Annotated in this window: 12 protein-coding genes; all 12 read right to left on the bottom strand. The window is 61.1% G+C overall.

Annotated elements, in window-relative coordinates; all coding sequences use genetic code 11:
- Window positions 1-139 precede the first annotated feature (139 nt).
- On the bottom strand, window positions 140-2,743 hold the full coding sequence (locus QZ613_RS10265; protein WP_043563125.1) for a TRAP transporter permease: 2,604 nt from the start codon (window positions 2,741-2,743) through the stop codon (window positions 140-142).
- 105 nt (window positions 2,744-2,848) lie between these two features.
- A complete protein-coding gene (locus QZ613_RS10260) occupies window positions 2,849-3,814 on the bottom strand; it encodes a TAXI family TRAP transporter solute-binding subunit (protein ID WP_043563124.1) in 966 nt (321 codons plus the stop codon).
- Between the two features lie 241 nt (window positions 3,815-4,055).
- Complete coding sequence (locus QZ613_RS10255) at window positions 4,056-5,186, bottom strand: ISAs1 family transposase (protein ID WP_291868322.1); 1,131 nt, start codon at window positions 5,184-5,186, stop codon at window positions 4,056-4,058.
- A 320-nt stretch (window positions 5,187-5,506) separates the two neighbouring features.
- Window positions 5,507-6,295, bottom strand: coding sequence for an enoyl-CoA hydratase-related protein (locus QZ613_RS10250; RefSeq protein ID WP_043563123.1), 789 nt, complete (start codon window positions 6,293-6,295; stop codon window positions 5,507-5,509).
- Window positions 6,292-8,472 carry an acetate--CoA ligase gene (locus QZ613_RS10245; protein ID WP_291901814.1) on the bottom strand — a complete coding sequence of 727 codons (2,181 nt, stop codon included), beginning with the start codon at window positions 8,470-8,472 and terminating at the stop codon, window positions 6,292-6,294. The genes QZ613_RS10250 and QZ613_RS10245 overlap by 4 nt, the downstream gene beginning before the upstream one ends.
- A gap of 10 nt (window positions 8,473-8,482) precedes the next feature.
- Window positions 8,483-9,265, bottom strand: a complete 783-nt coding sequence (locus QZ613_RS10240) for an enoyl-CoA hydratase/isomerase family protein (RefSeq protein WP_043563119.1) — start codon at window positions 9,263-9,265, stop codon at window positions 8,483-8,485.
- 74 nt (window positions 9,266-9,339) lie between these two features.
- On the bottom strand, window positions 9,340-10,929 hold the full coding sequence (locus tag QZ613_RS21130) for a hypothetical protein (RefSeq protein WP_366144452.1): 1,590 nt from the start codon (window positions 10,927-10,929) through the stop codon (window positions 9,340-9,342).
- Window positions 10,814-12,106 carry a hypothetical protein gene (locus QZ613_RS21125; protein WP_366144450.1) on the bottom strand — a complete coding sequence of 431 codons (1,293 nt, stop codon included), beginning with the start codon at window positions 12,104-12,106 and terminating at the stop codon, window positions 10,814-10,816. The genes QZ613_RS21130 and QZ613_RS21125 overlap by 116 nt, the downstream gene beginning before the upstream one ends.
- Entirely contained in the window at window positions 12,093-12,437 is a 345-nt protein-coding gene (locus QZ613_RS10230) for a hypothetical protein (RefSeq protein ID WP_291982281.1), read from the bottom strand. The genes QZ613_RS21125 and QZ613_RS10230 overlap by 14 nt, the downstream gene beginning before the upstream one ends.
- Window positions 12,386-12,559: a hypothetical protein gene (locus tag QZ613_RS10225; protein ID WP_291982279.1), complete on the bottom strand. Its 174-nt coding sequence runs from the start codon at window positions 12,557-12,559 to the stop codon at window positions 12,386-12,388. Before QZ613_RS10225 ends, QZ613_RS10230 begins: the two co-directional genes overlap by 52 nt.
- 462 nt (window positions 12,560-13,021) lie before the next feature.
- Window positions 13,022-13,297, bottom strand: a complete 276-nt coding sequence (locus tag QZ613_RS10220; RefSeq protein WP_291982277.1) for a hypothetical protein — start codon at window positions 13,295-13,297, stop codon at window positions 13,022-13,024.
- 856 nt (window positions 13,298-14,153) lie between these two features.
- The gene (locus QZ613_RS10215; protein ID WP_291982274.1) at window positions 14,154-14,324 is read right to left on the bottom strand and encodes a hypothetical protein; all 171 of its coding nucleotides are present in this window, start codon (window positions 14,322-14,324) and stop codon (window positions 14,154-14,156) included.
- Between the last annotated feature and the right edge of the window lie 2,063 nt (window positions 14,325-16,387).

Raw genomic sequence — 16,387 nt, 5'->3', positions numbered from 1 at the left:
ACAACGCCGACGCCAGCGCTCAGCGACGGGATCGGCGAGCGCGCAAACGGACGAGGCCACCGGTGGACCACGATCGTGCAGCATGGTCGAACGGCGGCCTCAACGCAGCAAAGCCCTTGCCCAGAGGCAAGCAGCCCTGCTAGCTAGCCGGTTTCAGCTCGTTGGCAGCAATCACCCGCGCACGCCGAAGCTGGACGGCAACAACCAGCCCCAGCAGCAGAAAGGCAGGAATAAAGAACCATTCCTTGTCCGGTCGCTCGGTGGGCACCTCGAGGGCAGTGATGACAAAACCCTGCTCGATGCCGAGCTTCGCCGCGCGGCTGCCGAACTTGACGCCCAGGATATCGACCTGATCACCCGACGCCATCAGGCTGAGGCCCATGGCATTGAGACGCTGCAGTGCGGGCGCCTGGACGCCGAGCGGCAGCAGGACGCCCTTGGCGACCTTCTTGCCGTTGATGTCCTCACCCTCGATCCAGACCCTTAGACCGGCACCATCGGGCGCCTTCTCGACAACCTCCATGATCTTGGTCGGCGGCAACTTGTCGTAAGGCGGTTGAATGATGTCCATCCAGAAACCCGGGCGGAACAGGGTGAAGGTCACCAGCAGCAGAACCACGGCCTCCCACCAGCGGTTGCGGGTCATGAACCAGCCCTGCGTCGCGGCGGCGAAAAGGAGATTGGCGATGATCGCCGTAGACACCGTCAGGAAGAGGTGTCCGAGGCTGTCGATGCCGATCAGCAAGAGCTGCGTGTTGAAGATGAACATGAAGGGCAGGATCGCCGTTCGAATGCTGTAGCCGAAGGCCGTGACACCGACCTTGATCGGGTCGCAGCGCGCAATCCCGGCCGCGGCATACGACGCCAGGCCCACGGGCGGTGTCACGTCGGCCATCAGTCCGAAATAGAAGACGAACAGGTGTACGGCAATCAGCGGCACCAGCAGACCGCTCTGCGCACCGAGTTCGACCACCACCGGAGCCATCAGGGTGGATACGACGATGTAGTTGGCCGTCGTCGGCAGACCCATGCCAAGGATCAGGCAGATCACCGCGACCAGACAGAGCATGATCATCAGGTTGCCGCCCGAGATCAGCTCGACCAGCTCGCTCATCACCAGTCCGATGCCGGTCAGCGTCACGGTACCGACGATGATGCCGGCGGCCGCAGTGGCGATACCGATACCGATCATGTTGCGCGCACCGGTGACCAGACCGTCAAGCAGGTCCTGGAAGCCCTGGCGAGCCGCTGCACCAAGGTCACCGTGCTGGCGGAAGAAAGCAATCATCGGCCGTTGCGTGACCAGGATGAACATCAGGAACACCGTCGCCCAGAACGCGGACAAGGCCGGCGAGAGTTCCTCGACCATCAGGTTCCAGATCAGCACCACCACCGGCAGCAGGAAGTGCAGACCGGACTTCAACGTCGGACCGGCATCGGGCAGGTGGTCGATAGGCGTATCCGGATCGTCCATGTGCAATTCGGGATAACGTGTACCGAACTTCAACAGGCCGATGTAGGCAGCCATCATCACCACACCGACGATATAGATGGAGGCGTCACCGAAGACATCCTTGAGCCAGCCAAAGCCGTAGTAGACGATGCCGGCAAGGATGACCATTCCGGAAACGGTCATCAGGAAGGAAATCATGCGCTGGCTCAAGGTGGCCTCGTGCACATGCGGAATGCCGCGAATGTCGGCCTTCATCGCTTCCAGGTGCACGATGTAGAACAGCGCGATGTACGAGATCAGCGCCGGCAGGATGGCGTGCTTGAGCACCTGCGTGTAGGGAATGCCGACGTACTCGACCATCAGGAAGGCAGCCGCACCCATCACCGGCGGCATGATCTGACCGTCGACCGAAGCCGCGACCTCGACGGCGGCGGCCTTGTCGGGTCGATAACCGACGCGCTTCATGAGCGGAATGGTAAAAGTCCCGGTGGTGACGACGTTGGCAATCGACGACCCGGAAATCAGGCCCGTACACGCCGAGGCCACCACCGCGGCTTTCGCCGGACCTCCACGCAGGTGACCGAGGAGCGAGATGGCCGACTTGATGAAATAGTTGCCGGCGCCTGCCGTTTCCAGAAGGGCGCCAAACAGGACGAAGAGGAAGATGAAGCCCGATGACACACCCAGCGCGACACCGAAAACGCCTTCCGTACTCAGCCACAGGTGCGACATGCCCTTGCCGAGCGAAGCCCCCTTGTGGGCGATCAAGTCCGGCATGTAGGGGCCGAGGAAGATGTAGCCGATGAAGATCACCGCCAGAATGACCATCGGCAGGCCAAGCGCACGGCGCGCCGCCTCGAGCAGGAGAACGATGCCGGCGACCGAGGCGACCAGGTCGAGCGTCGTCGGCTGACCGGGTCGCGTCGACAACTCGGAGTAGAAAACGAATAGATACGAGGCGCAGAAGACGCCCGCCAGTGCCAGAACCCAGTCCAGGGGCGGCACATAGGCACGCGGAGAGCTCTTGAATGCCGGGTAGGCAAGATAAGCAAGAAACATGGCAAAAGCCAGATGGACCGAACGCGACTCGGTGTCATTGAGCACCAGGATACCCAGCGAATACGGCAGCGGCGAAGCGATCCAGAGTTGAAACAGCGACCAGGCCAGCGCGGTAAACAGGATCAGCTTGGCGACCATGCCGGTCGGCTTGCGGCCACCGGTGTCTGCTTCGGCGACCAGTTGTTTTAGTTGCTCGTCCGTCAGGACGGCTTCAGCTTCTTTTTCAGCCATGTGCAAAATCTCCGCAGACTTCAACGTAAGACGGCCCCGTCGGGGCCGTCGGCAGGTCTAGCGGGAACGGCGAACTCCCTGCCGATCCCGCATGCTTCCGACCGATTACATCCAGCCCTTCTCCTTGTAGTACTTTACAGCGCCATCGTGCAGGGGTGCCGACAGACCGTTCTTGATCATTTCCTTCGGATCAAGGTGGGCAAAAGCCGGATGGAGCTTCTTGAAGTCGTCCAGATTGTCGAAGACGGCCTTGACCATGGCATAGACAACGTCGTTGGAAACCTTCGAAGACGAGACAAAAGCCGCCACCACGCCGAAGGTATTCACCGGGTTCGGGTTGTTGGCGTACATGCCGCCGGGGATCGTCACCGCCGCGTAGTAGGGATAGGTCTTCACCAGCTTGTCGACTGCCGGCCCGATGATATTGACGAGCTGCGCGTGACAGGTGGTGGTCGGATCCTGGATATTGGCGGACGGGTTGCCGACGACGTAAGCAAAGCCGTCGATCTTGTTATCACACAGCGCCGCGCCATGTTCGTCGGCCTTCATCTCGGAAACCAGCGAGAAATCGCTGGTCTTCATGCCCATCGCCGGAAGCAGGATATCCATCGTCGCGCGCTGGCCTGAGCCCGGGTTGCCGATGTTGAAGCGCTTGCCCTTGAAGTCCAGCAAGGAGGTGACGTTGGCGTCCTTGCGTGCGAGCACGACCAGCGGCTCCGGATGGATCGAGAACACCGAGCGCAATTCGCCAAAAGCGGCACCCTTGAACTGGTTTTCTCCCTTCAAGGCATTGTAGGCGACGTCCGACTGCGCAACGCCGAAGTCGAGTTCGCCGGCCTTGATGGTATTGACGTTGTACACCGAGCCACCGGTGCTCTCGACCGAGCAGCGAATACCGTGCGTTTTCTTTTCCTTGTTCATCAGTCGGCAGATCGCGCCGCCGGCGGCGTAATAAACGCCGGTGACCCCGCCGGTACCAATGGTCACGAACTTCTGTTCCGCAAAAGCTGCCGGGCTGACGATACTGGCGGAAACGGCAAGGGCGGCAGCAAGGGTGGTAAGTTTCTTCAAGAGTTTGTCTCCTCAATTATATTCAAGCAATTGGAACGAGCCATGCCGCGACCACGCAGACGAGCGGCTTGATCATGGGAAGGTGAGCAAGACTTCTCTACCCTTCCTTCAGCACTGATCCGCCGCCAGAGCAATGATTCATGAGTCAAGTTCCGGGCCTGTCGGCGCGTTGGCCAACGTCAATTTACCCGAAACATTGCGTCTCGTGCAACGGACAAAAGCCAGGGCAATCGCATGAATCCTATACAAGACCCAGGAGTTCAGCCCGGAAGGAATCGGACGTGGCGGCGATCAGGCGCTGAGTCTTGAGGCCACCCTTGCGCTTGACCGGGGAAAGGCGGATGAGATTCAAGACGAACTGACGCAAGACAGCCAGGTTGTGTGCGGCATGATCGGAGCAGGCCCGCATCTGATCGTCGCCAAAGACCACATCCATGCACCAGTGCAGGCTGTTCTCGACACGCCAATGCAAGCGAACGCTTTGATTCATCCGCTGCGAGTCTGGCACCAAACTGCTGATGTAAGAGCGGCGTTCAGTCGAGGTTGTTTTTCCCCGGATCGTTCGCTCGGTGGTGATCACCGCAAACGATTGCAGGTCTGGCCAACGCTCGGGGGCGTGCAGGCAGTCGAGCTGATCGAAGACATAGCAGCGACGCACTTCGAGCCGGCCATGATTCTTCTCGACGACTTCGTGAAACTGGTGGGGAGTCTTGCCCGGCGCCGCCTCAAAGGCGCTGAAGAAGTCGTCGATCGATTCAGCCAGCCTCGGCTGGTTGCCCTTGGCCGCCAGGATATAGTCTGCACCCCGGTTGCGAATGGCTTGCGCAATGTTCGGCTGCGTGCCCATGGCATCGATAGTGACGATACAACCCTCCAGGGCCAGGGTCGCCAGCAGTTCAGGGATGGCGGTCTTCTCGTTCGACTTCTCGGCCGTCGCCCGCTGACCGAGGACCAGGCTCGCCTGGGCTGCGAAGGCACTGACTAGGTGAAGCGGTGTGGCGCCCACCCTTCCTGAACGACGACTGGTCTTACCGTCGATGGCCACCACTTCGCCGTTCGCCAGCACGGGCAGTACCTGACCTACCCAGCGCACGAAGGCCGCCCCGAATTCGTCGGGATTGATCGCCGCAAAGACCCGGCCAATGGTGTCGTGCGAGGGAATGCCCTGCTCAAGTTTCAGATATTGCCGCAACCAGTCCAGCTTCTCTTTGGCCCAGGCCTCGATTTCGGCGAAGGTGTCGGCGCCTGACAGGACCGCGCTGACCGAAACCACCAGCAGTTCGACCAGGTCGTGCTCCACTTTCGTGACCTGTCTCGGATCGCGCACACCCACCCATACGTCAACCAGCCGGACCTTGTTTTCTGCGCTCATGGAAAACTCCAAAAAGACAGAAAACTACACAAATCAAGGGGCTGTGGACAGATCTTTCGTAACTGCTTGAGCGTAAACGATTATTTCAGAGGGTCAACGACGTTGGCATTCATGCGATTGCCCTGGGACAAAAGCCAACGCTGAGCGACTCTACACATAAAACCCGCTGACATTTAGACCAATTCCAGAAAACTTGCTGATACCAATGCAGCGCCACAATGGCTCGCTGGCGACCCATTGGCAGTTTGCTGCGGGGAGCTGAGGCGAAGACATCGACCATCGTCGTGCGCTGGTGGTTCCGGCGCCGACCGCCGCCGCAGTCATTCCTTGAGCATTCTGTGCACCGCCTCCAGATGCTCCGCTTCGTTATGGCACATTCCCTGGAAGGAAGCGCAAAGATCGAGAAAGTCTTTTAACTCCATGCGTTGAGCCATTTTCATCAATCGCTTGGTGAGGCGCAGCGCCTTCGGCGGTTGGGCTGCAATGCGCCCCGCGAGGTCAAGCGCCGTCGGCAATAAATGCTCGGGCTCGACGACGTCGAGGACAATCCCCAGTGCCTTGGCCTCGTCGGCGCTGACGATGCGTCCGGTCAGCGTCAGCTCGAAGGCCTGCTGGTAACCAATCAGCCGCTGCATGAGCCAGGCGCCGCCATCCCCGGGGATAATGCCCAGGTTGAGAAAGGTCTCGCCGAACCTGGCACGCCGCGACGCCAGGCGAATATCGGCCATGTTGGCCAGATCGAAGCCAGCGCCGATCGCCGCACCGTTCACCGCCGCGATGACCGGGACCTCGACTTCGCACAGCGCCAGCGGGATGCGCTGGATGCCACGACGATAGCGCTGCGCGACCTCGGCCACGTCGCCCGCGAAATCACCGCTGCGCCCGGCCATGTCCTTGACGTTGCCGCCGGCCGAGAAAGCGGCGCCGGCGCCGGTGATGACCAGCACGGACACGTCGTCGCAGCGGTTGACCCATTCGGCGACGCCGACGATGTCTTCGATCAGTTGCGTTCCGGTCAGCGCGTTGCGCACGTCGTCGCGATTGAGCGTCAGAAGCGCGACCCGGCCATCGACCTCGAGCAAGGCATCGGTGACTGGCGGAATGTTCATCGGCAAGCCTCCTTTGCGGCCAGCGGCTTGCGGCTGACGATTATCCGCGCGTCGACCACCGCGTAGCCGTCGGGCCGGGCGATGACCGGGTTGAGGTCCAGTTCGATCAGTTCCGGGTAGGCCTCGACGAGGCTCGAAACCTTCAACAGCAGATCGACCAGCGCCGCCTTGTCAACGGCCGCTTCGCCGCGCACGCCGGCGAGGATCTTGCGCGACTTGATCTGCTCGAGCATCGACGACGCATCGTGCGGCGACAGGGGGATGGCACGGAAAGCCACGTCCTCGAGGATCTCGACGAAAATGCCGCCCAGGCCGAACATCAATACCGGGCCGAAAATGGGATCCCGAATGACGCCGATGATCACCTCGACCCCTTTGCGCGCCATCGGCGTGAGCAGGACGCCTTTGATCACCGCCTGCGAATCGTAGGCCCGGCTGGCGGCCATGATCTCGTCGAAAGCGACGCGCATGCCCGCTTCGCCACGGACGTTGAGCTTGACCCCGCCGGCGTCCGACTTGTGCAGGATGTCCTTGGAAACGACCTTCATGGCCAGCGGCTGATCGCCGAAACGCGCGGCGATGCTGGCGAGATCTTCGGCCGAGCCGGCCAGCAGTTCCTCCGGCACGGCAACGCCATGCGTGCGCAACAGGTTCTTGGCTTCGTATTCGAAGAGATCGCGGCCTGCCGCCTGCGCATCGGCGAACACGAGCTGCGCTGCGCGCTCGGGAACCACCGTTGGCACGGCCTTCTGGCCCGTGCACGCCGCCAGATAGATGCCGCGTTCACCGAGTGCCGCCAGGACGCGCACCGCGTGCTCGATCGAGCTATAGACCGGCAGACCGGCCTCGTGCAGGCGGCGCAAGGCCGGTGGATTGACCGGTGCGTAAAGGCTATAGACGATCAGCGGCTTGTCGCTCCTGCGCGCCAGCTCGATCATCGCCTCGGCGCCACGCATCTCGCCGCCGAGCAGGTCTTCGGCGAAGCGCGTGTAGTAGCCGCCGAACATGCCGACCAGGAAGATGCTGTCGACATCATCGTCTGCGGCGACGATCTCCAGGCAATCGGCGAGCAGAGCCGGGTTGGCGTCGCTGCTGCCGGCGACATCGACCGGGTTGACCAGCGATGCCTGCGGGAAAAGGATTTCGCCGAGACGCCGCCGTGTCGTTTCGCTCAGCTCGGCCAGTTCCAGGCCCGCTTCGGCGAGGCGATCGGAAGCGATGGTCGCCTGACCGCCACCGTCGGCGACCACCGCCACGCGCTTGCCGCGCGCTTTTTGCAGCAGTCCCAGCCCCTCGGCGACGGGCAGAATCTCGTCCGAATGCTGGACCACGCTGACGCCGACCTGACGCAGGACGTCGACCGTCATCGCATAGCTGCCGGCCAGTGCGCCGGTGTGCGAACTGGCCGCCCTCTGGCCCGCTTCGGTTGACCCCGACTTGTACACCACGACCGGCTTGAGCGCGGTGATTTCACGCGCCGCGTCGAGGAAGCGCCGCCCGTCACGAAAGCCTTCGACGTACAGCGTCGCCACTCGGGTGTGTGGATCCTCGCCGAGATAGCGCAGGTAATCGTTGAAGCCGATATCCGCCTGATTGCCCGGCCCGGCGTAGGTACTGAAGCCGACGTGACCGTTGCGCTCGGCCTCCAGCACCAGCGCCAGCAGCATGTTGCCCGACTGCGAGATGAGTCCGATGTCACCCGCCTTGACGTTGTTCAGGGCCAGCAGATTGACTTTCTTGTGCAGGTTGAACATCCCCGAGGTGTTCGGGCCGATGACCCGCACGCCGCTCTGGTGCGCGGCGGCCAGCATTTCCTGCTCCAGCTTGATGCCGTCCGGACGGCCTGTTTCGCGAAAACCGCTGGCCAGGACCACCGCCCCCTTGACGCCTTTCTTGCCGCACTCGACGAGCAAGCCCGGAACGCTGGCTGCGGGAGTGCAGATCAGCGCCAGGTCGGCGGTTCCCGGAATGTCGGCCAGCGAGCGATACGCCTTGACGCCGAGAACCCGGTCGACCTTGGGATTGATCGGGTAGATCGTGCCGGCGTAGCCATCCTTGATCAGCCCGACCATGGCCTTGTAGCCGCGCTTGGTGGGATCGGCCGAAGCGCCGACGATGGCGATCGAATTGGGAGCGAGAAAACCGTGCAGCGGGCTGCTCTGAGTTGCGTTGGCCATGGTCGTCATCTCAGCAGCCCTTGAAAACCGGCGGACGTTTCTCAGCGAAGGCGTCGATTCCCTCCTGCCAGTCCTGGGTGGTACCGACGAAGGTCATCGCTTCGAGTTCGGCGGTAAGCGCGGCATCGAAAGTACGCTCGGCAGCCATGTTCAGCTGCTCCTTGGCCAGTTGCATCGACAAGGGCGCCTTGCCGGCAATGCGCCCGGCGAATTCGCGTGCCGCAGCGAGAAATCCTTCATCCGGCAGCACACGATTGGCCAACCCGATGCGCACCGCCTCGTCGCCTCTGATACGCTCGCCGAGAAAGACCAGTTCGCGCGCCTTGGCCAGCCCGACCAGCCGCGGCAGAAGCGAGGTAACGCCACCGCCGAGAAAAGTGCCGATGCTCACCTCGGGCAGTCCTATCTGCGCGCTCTCGGCCATCAGGATGAAGTCCGAAGCGATGGCCATTTCTGCTCCGGCGCCGACGGCAAAACCATTGACCGCGGCCACCACCGGCTTCGACAACAACAGCAAGCGCTTGCAGACGATCTGCTCGCCGCGCAGGTACTGGCGTCGATCGTAGGCGGTTCGCCCCGCCTTGTGTTCCTTGAGGTCGGCGCCAACACAGAAAGCGCGGCCCTCGCCGGTCAACAGCACCACGCGCACGTCACCGTCGGCTTCGGCGACGCCCAGCGCAGCGTTGAGCTCGTTATAGAGCTGTTGCGTCACCGCGTTGAGGCGATGTGGTCGGTTCAGGCGAATTTCGGCAATCCCGCCGCTCGCTTCATAGATGATCGTTTCACTCTGCATAGGCAACGACAGTCCTCTTCAGTGGATGAACGATTGGGCGCGACCCGAAGAGTGGCGAACCGCGCCGGCTATTGTCAAGTGGGCAGTTCCTGAATCGACGACGGTGATGCCTCGAGTACCGCCAGTGCCTGCTCGGTAAACACGCGCAGGCCAAGCTCCGGCCGGTAGCCATGAATCTCCTTGACATCCAGCGCCCGCATGAAGGTAATGATTTCCTGACTGATCACCTGCCCGGGGACCAGAATCGGAAAACCCGGCGGGTAAGGGATGACGAAGGTCGTCGATACCAACTGGCGTCCGGCGGCGATTTCCCTCTCGATGGCCTTGCCCGCGATCGGCACGTATTCGCACTTGCTTTCGTCGTAGGCGAGGAAGAAGGCCGAGCGAATGTCGCCTTCAGGCGTGCCGTTGCCCGAACTCAAGCGGAACGAATCGTGAAAGCAACTGAAGTCGGGCAGCGGCGGCAGGTCCTCGCGCAAGGCCTTGACCTGGCGTTCGAAGATCTTGCGCTCGACGTTGCTGGCGTCATCCAGGCGGTCATCAAGATCGCGCGCGATCTTGACCAGCACCTCGATCAGATAGGCGACCGACGAGCGCGTGGTGCCGATGTTGGTCATGAACAGCACCGTGTTGCGCGAGGTCTTGTTGATCTGGATGCCGTGCTTGTTCATCAGGATCTCGTTCTTGAACGTATCGCCGTCCCAGCCCGAGCCGGCCACCGACAGGGTGATCCGCGTCGCGTCGAGAACGAATTCGTCTTCGCTCCAGGCGGCCATGATGTCGGTCCAGCCATGCTCCGGATCCCAGTAGCTCTTGATCCCCGACTTGCGATACTCGGCGGGAATCATCTCGGCGACGGTGACGACGTGGAAGTACTTGCTGATCAGCGGGTGCGTATTGATCACCTTGCGCAGCGACATCGCCTGCTCGACCTGGCGCTGGATGAACTCGAAGCCCTCGAGTTCCACCTGCCGGCGGCCGATATCCAGCGAGGCGATGATCTGGTAGTTCGGCGAGGTCGAGGTGTGCGTCATGTAGGCCTCATGGAAGGCCTGCTCGACCTCGTCCTTGAAGTCCTGGTCGTGCACGTGGATCATCGAACCCTGGCGCAGAGCGGTCAGTGTCTTGTGCGTCGATTGGCAGGCGTAGGCACGCACTCGCACCTTGTCCGGGTCTGGCATCAAGCGGCTCTTGAGCAGGGTTTCGTCGTCGGCATTGGCCATTTTTTCCTGGTACTTGGCGTAGTCCGCTCGGTATTCCGGCGAGCGGTAACGCTCGCGCAGCTGACCGGCGCAGTACATCGCCGTGCGCCGCCGGTAGGCGGGGCCGAAACGGGCAAAGGCAAACCACGCCTCGTCCCACAGGAAGACCAGATCGGGTTTGATCGCCAGGCACTCCTCCATCACCCGTTCGACGTTATAGACCACGCCGTCGAATGTGCAGTTGGTGAGCAGCAGCATGCGCACGCGATCGAGCTTGCCGGCAGCCTTCAGTTCGAGCAGGCGGTGCTTGATTTCCTTCATCGGCACGGCGCCGTACATTGAAAAATCATTGAGCGGGTAGCTGTCCAGATAGACCACCTGCGCCCCGGCCAGGACCATGCCATAGTGATGCGACTTGTGACAATCGCGATCGACGAGCACGATGTCGCCAGGGCGGACGATCGCCTGCACGACAATCTTGTTGCAGGTCGATCGTACCGTTGGTGGCAAAGAAGGTCTGCTTCGAGCCAAAGGCACGGGCGGCCATCTCCTGCGCCTTCTTGATCGGCCCGTGCGGTTCGAGAAGACTGTCGAGGCCGCCCGAGGTGGCCGACGTTTCCGCGAGAAAGATGTTCATCCCGTAGAAGTCGCCCATGTCCTTGATCCAGTGCGAGGCGGTGATCGACTTGCCGCGACTGATCGGCATGGCGTGAAAGACGCCGGTGGGGATGCGCGCATACTGCGTCAGGGCATTGAAGAACGGCGCCTCGAAGCGCTCCGCAACGCCGCGCAGGATATTCAGGTGCAGATCGAGATGATCCTCCTGGTTGTAGAAGACCCGTCGGCAGTTGCCGAGCTTGGCACCGGCGATCTCCTCGACCGATTGATCGGTGAACAGGTAGACGTCGAGCTCGGGACGAAGCTTGGCGATCATCCGGCACAGCTCTGGCCCATACTCCTTGGGTTCGACCTCTTCAAGGACGGCCTCTTCGAGGCGCGAGAGATAGCGATGCAGGAGCTCCAAGGTCTGCTCCGAATCGCGCCGGAGGTCGTTGCGAATGACCACTGCCTGGACGTTGTGGTTGAACATCACGCCGATCAGGGCGTCGGTGAGGCTGGGTACGAACACCGGTTCATAGACGAAGGGGTCCTCGATGCGGCGTAGCGAACGCAGGGTTCGGCGCAGGTTCTCTTCCTGCATTGGCGAGAATTTGTCCACGAACAGGACTTCGAAGTAGAGCAATTCCTTGCCGGCATTCTCCGTGGACTCATCGTCGGGACTGCCCTCGGTCAGTTCCTCGACGTCATGGTGGTGAGGATTGCGTCGATAGCTGTTGCTGAGCAGGGAATGACAGATGTTGCGCACGGTAATTGCCAGCACATCGAAGCGTCCCTGGATGACCAGTTCGCCGAGTCGGCCGAAAGTGTCGTGCCCCGGGAATGCCCAGTAGAGCTCGATCGGGCGCAAGGCATCGATCAACTCGCCGACCTTTCGCTCGGCCTCGTTGCGCCGGCGTTCCGAGTGACTCTGGGTGAGTTGCTCGCAGGCTATTTTCAGGGCGCTCCAGCGATCGGTGCGCAGTTGCAGCGCACTGTAATATTCACCGAGCGACTTCTTGTTCTTGCTATCTGCCTTCATTGCTCGTCTCCTCACGCAGGTCCATGCCTCGCGTATCGTTGTTAGGTGGCGGTGGCGAAGCGCCAAACTCGATGAGCCGATCGCCGACGGTGAAATCGGCAAATGATTGCGACCAGCTGACCCCGGGCCAGAAGAAATCGGCGCGCCCTTCGCCGGGCCAATACGCCGCCGAATAAAGGGTGCCGAGGCCGCGCGCGAAGGCGTTCGAGTAAATCGGCGGCCGCAGGAAGGCGGCGATCAGCGCCTCGCTCGTCATCGTGCTGTCGTCGAGCATCTCCATCAACCGCCGCAGGCGCTCGACCGTCGACGTCGCGCGGCGTGCTGGTGCCATTCGACCTTCTTCTGGTGATTGGTCGCCGCCGCCAGGCGACGGATGTCGCCGCTCTTGCCCGGGGCGAGAAAGACCGTCGAGAAATCGCCGCTGCGGTCGACCACCGTTACGTTGTAGCTCATATGCACCGGACCCGCGCCAGTGCCGCGCAGGCCTCGTCGGTAACCGTGCCGGGGGGGGTGTGTCCAGCGTAGCGCAGACCAGTCGAGCACGCCAAAACATTCGCCGACTCCTGGCGTACCGCCAAACGACAGGCGTCACGACCCCGGACCATCCTGTCGTTTATGCCATCGAGGCAGGCCCCACCTTCATCGCTGAAGGCGATCACTTCACGACCGTTCCAGTCCTCGTTCAGGATGACGCCTTCGCACAACGTGTGGCGGGGGATAGTCGTAGTGCGCACCAGATCATCGGCGCTCGCCGGGCCCAGACCAGCTGCGAAATCCCGTACGTACGGCGGCGGCAGAAAAGCACAAGGAGCGGGGCCCTCGCACGTCGCGCCACCCAGAGAGTTCGGAGAGCGCCTCGAGGTGGGAGCAGCATTTCCGGCACTGTGCTTGCGAGCGCCCGCACGCACGGCAGTATTAGGGGCGCGCCTGCTTCGCCGCTTTCGAGACCAGCGTCGATACGACGGCCAGAATTCCCTGACAGGTTTTGCCACACTGCCCCTGTCGTGCTTCTTCCAGCCCGAGAGCATGCGACTGGTCTGAAGAGCGGCATCCTACCTCCTTCACCTCGATCAGAGGATCTTGAACGCGCCGGCCGACGGCACCTGTTCGGCGACGGCGGTATCCAAGACGACCCTTGTAGAATCCCTTGATCCCACGGATCCAGTTTCTGCGCGGGCGTTTGATCTGCATTCCTCGTTCATCGCACGACCGCGGGTGTCAGGATACCCAGATCGGCTTGCCTTCATAGCGTAGTCACCGGGACCGGTAATGCAGGCAGCCATAAAGCACTCGTGTTTTTCCCTTCAACCGCAGGCGGTGATAGTCGCAGCGTGAAAACGACGTTTGCGTCGTCGGTCCATGCGGTAGATTCCCGATCCGGAGCTGGATCGACGATATCGCCTTCCTCGTCGGTGTATTTTCATGACCAGCTGGCCCAGCTGTCGATGTATTGTGGGGTTTTTCCAGCGTTCGTTCATCCGCTGCAACTGTCCACTTGAAGTCAAGCCACTGAAGCTAGCAGGTGAAAGAGACAGCGGGCGTCTGCATACGCGAAAGCCGCGTGATTGGTCATGGGCCTCGCGCCGGCAGACGCGCTGGTTGAGTTCGCCGGATAACTTCCTCGGTATCCTGGTCGAGAAAATTCCAGATCGAAGTAGCCGCGATAGCCTTCCTCGAGCAGCTTGGTTGCCGACGGCTAGGCGTGTCCTCGCGCGTATGCGGCGCTTTTATTCCGGAACCGCTCCCGGGTAAGACCTCGTTACCAGGAGCACCACCGCACCTTGTAGGTGGATCAGGCTCCTTGGTCGCCATACGATTTTCAGTGAGCAGCGGACGAACGACCGTGCCGGCAACGGGTGACGCAGGATTCCAGGGTGCCGCCCGGCGTTGAGCCGTCTTCATGACCTTGACCGTCGGGATCCTGTGAGATCTCGTCGGGCATCCTTCTTCCTTCGTTTCGTTGGAGATGAGAAGGTGGGATGTGGCCGGAGTCGCCAAAAGCGCGACTGAATCACCAGGTACCGTCTGCCGATTCCGTTTCCATCGGTCAGCGGATTGGATCAGCTGTATTTTCGTAACTCTCGACCTTGGCCAGGGCACGTTCGGCACCGACGTCCCCGTCCTTGTTGCCGATGCGCACGGTTTCCATCTTGTTGTCGCACGCGTGCGCCAAGATGCCGCGGAACCACAGCTCGAATACCCGTAATCCTATTGGCAACAGATCTTCGTTTTTCTCGTCCGAACATCAGAAGACGGCGACCGGGTCGCCGCCGCGACGCTTGATGTGTCGATGAACCTCCTTGTTCTGCAAGCAGTAATCGTTGTTGTATCCTGATCCTTCGAACTCTCGGATGCGTGCATAAATAAAAAAACTCGCTGGGAACGAAGACGTTCGGTTCGCGACCGTAGTAACAGTCGAATCGTTGATGTGCTTGGAAGTGCGCACCCGCTCATCCCTGACCGGCCAGGTTTAAGTGGTGGCGCTGAGTGAGTAGATCGGACGCTGTGTTTGCGATGGAAGAACGCTGCAGGTGCCCGACATGCTGGTGTGATGACGGTCGTGTCATCGTAGGTTTTTCTTGGGTCAATTTCTTGCTCCTCTGTGACGATGTATTTTTCCTGCGGTACTACTTTCTTGCTGCGCTGCTGAGCGCAAATCCCGAAATCCGAGGAGGGTGCCGAGGGGCCAGCCCGAGGATGATCAAACCGATACCACCTGGTTTACCCCCTCTCGTCCGAAACCTACTTGCTCACGGTGACCCGTGTGTGAATAGTGGGCGCAGTCTCCGTCGTTGGCCGGGCAGTGACGTCGATGTGCGGCCGTCAGATTCGGTCAACCTGGAGATCGAGCATCTCTGGCCGGCGCAACCCCAGTGCCCGCGGCCAGGACCGCCGCTGCGCCGCGCGATCCTCGTCCCGTTGACCACGCCCCAGGCTGTTCAATAGTCGTCCGGGCGCCCGAGTGTTTCTGATAAACCGGAAACTCGACCGGCTCGATCACGGAACTCTTCGTGTCTGACCCAGACCGCGGATACCGACCTCGCGTTCCCGACGCACCCGCGACAGATCGATTCAAAAAAGAAAAAAAAAAAAAAAACGGGTGATTTCCTCGCCGCCACCGCCACCGTGAATGACGTAGCCGGAATGGGCCGACATGCGAACCAAAACAAGAAAGGGGCCGCAGGAGGACAAACAGACGGAAAGAAGAAGAGAGTAAGGAGACGATCGAGTGCCCGGTGCCGCATTCGCCGCCCCGTTGACATCAAAAAAAGTAGCACTGGACTGATTGATCGTTGGGCTGCTGGCACGGTCATCGGCACTTCCACATCACCCCCCCCCCGGTCGATAGTGTCGGTCATCGTCGGATGAGAATGCATTCCGGCGCCCATCGACACAGCGTGCCGTCGATTTCCCGGGCACCACATTCGAGCATATGGAAACACCGAAGCGCCCGACGTCGGGCACGTCGAGACACAGAAAATCGTATACCGGCTTGATACCCATTTCGTAGGCAGGAGGTGAACATCTTGCGGTAATCTTTCGACCATGTTCCCGTTTCGATCATCACCGAAAACCAGAACAAGAGGTTAAGGAGTGGTGGTTGTAGATGTGTCGTCAACCACGCCCGTTCGGAACATTGGCCCCGCGGCACAGTGCCATAGGACCATGCTTGCGCTGGCCATCTGGCAATAGTCTGCTCGGCCGCCCGCCCGTCGGCTGGGCGTGATAGGGCGGCGCGTGGCCGTAGGAGGCCAATCATTCGCTGAAGACTACCATCTGCAAACCCAGGGGGGAAAGCGGGCCATGACGACGTCAGCTTGTGCTCCCTAAACAAGCGGTGATGTTCTCGCGTGCTCCAAGTGAAGACTTCATCGTGGATGCCGGCAATTGAAAGAGGAATCAATGAAATTGGGCTCTCCTGCACGACGTCTACGGTAGGCGCTACGAAAAACTGCGATCGACGTCAAGCTCCGGCGCAGCGAACTCGACGTTCCACAACGTGGGAGGTCACGTGCAGACTGCGCACTCACTGACAGCCGAATGGGGGCCGGGGGGAAAACGGCATCCGGGCCATGGAGCCGCGGGTCGTCAACCAGGCGCCATCGCCTGCAATGACGCCTCGATGACGTCCATCCCTCATCTTCCAGGCTGTGACGCTCGGAGATGGTCGCGTGATCACTTATAACCCGCAGTACATTACCGTTGCTCGCCGCACAACATCAACAGCAAGCCGCGTTTCGCCGCTTCGTTCTTCAGGGCCAGCCATGTCCGCCCGCCGGC

The organism is Candidatus Accumulibacter sp. ACC005 (assembly GCF_907163215.1).
In the GTDB taxonomy this organism is placed as follows: Bacteria; Pseudomonadota; Gammaproteobacteria; order Burkholderiales; family Rhodocyclaceae; genus Accumulibacter; species Accumulibacter regalis.
Note: the sequence above shows the minus strand (reverse complement) of the source record. Positions and strands in the feature narration are given on the sequence as shown.

Coding starts and splice junctions, on each gene's coding strand:
- QZ613_RS10265 (WP_043563125.1), bottom strand. CDS start 2,743: ATGGCTGAAAAAGAAGCTGAAGCCGTCCTGACGGACGAGCAACTAAAA.
- QZ613_RS10255 (WP_291868322.1), bottom strand. CDS start 5,186: ATGAGCGCAGAAAACAAGGTCCGGCTGGTTGACGTATGGGTGGGTGTG.
- QZ613_RS10250 (WP_043563123.1), bottom strand. CDS start 6,295: ATGAACATTCCGCCAGTCACCGATGCCTTGCTCGAGGTCGATGGCCGG.
- QZ613_RS10245 (WP_291901814.1), bottom strand. CDS start 8,472: ATGGCCAACGCAACTCAGAGCAGCCCGCTGCACGGTTTTCTCGCTCCC.
- QZ613_RS10240 (WP_043563119.1), bottom strand. CDS start 9,265: ATGCAGAGTGAAACGATCATCTATGAAGCGAGCGGCGGGATTGCCGAA.
- QZ613_RS21125 (WP_366144450.1), bottom strand. CDS start 12,106: ATGAAGGCAGATAGCAAGAACAAGAAGTCGCTCGGTGAATATTACAGT.
- QZ613_RS10230 (WP_291982281.1), bottom strand. CDS start 12,437: ATGGCACCAGCACGCCGCGCGACGTCGACGGTCGAGCGCCTGCGGCGG.
- QZ613_RS10225 (WP_291982279.1), bottom strand. CDS start 12,559: ATGAGCTACAACGTAACGGTGGTCGACCGCAGCGGCGATTTCTCGACG.
- QZ613_RS10220 (WP_291982277.1), bottom strand. CDS start 13,297: ATGCAGATCAAACGCCCGCGCAGAAACTGGATCCGTGGGATCAAGGGA.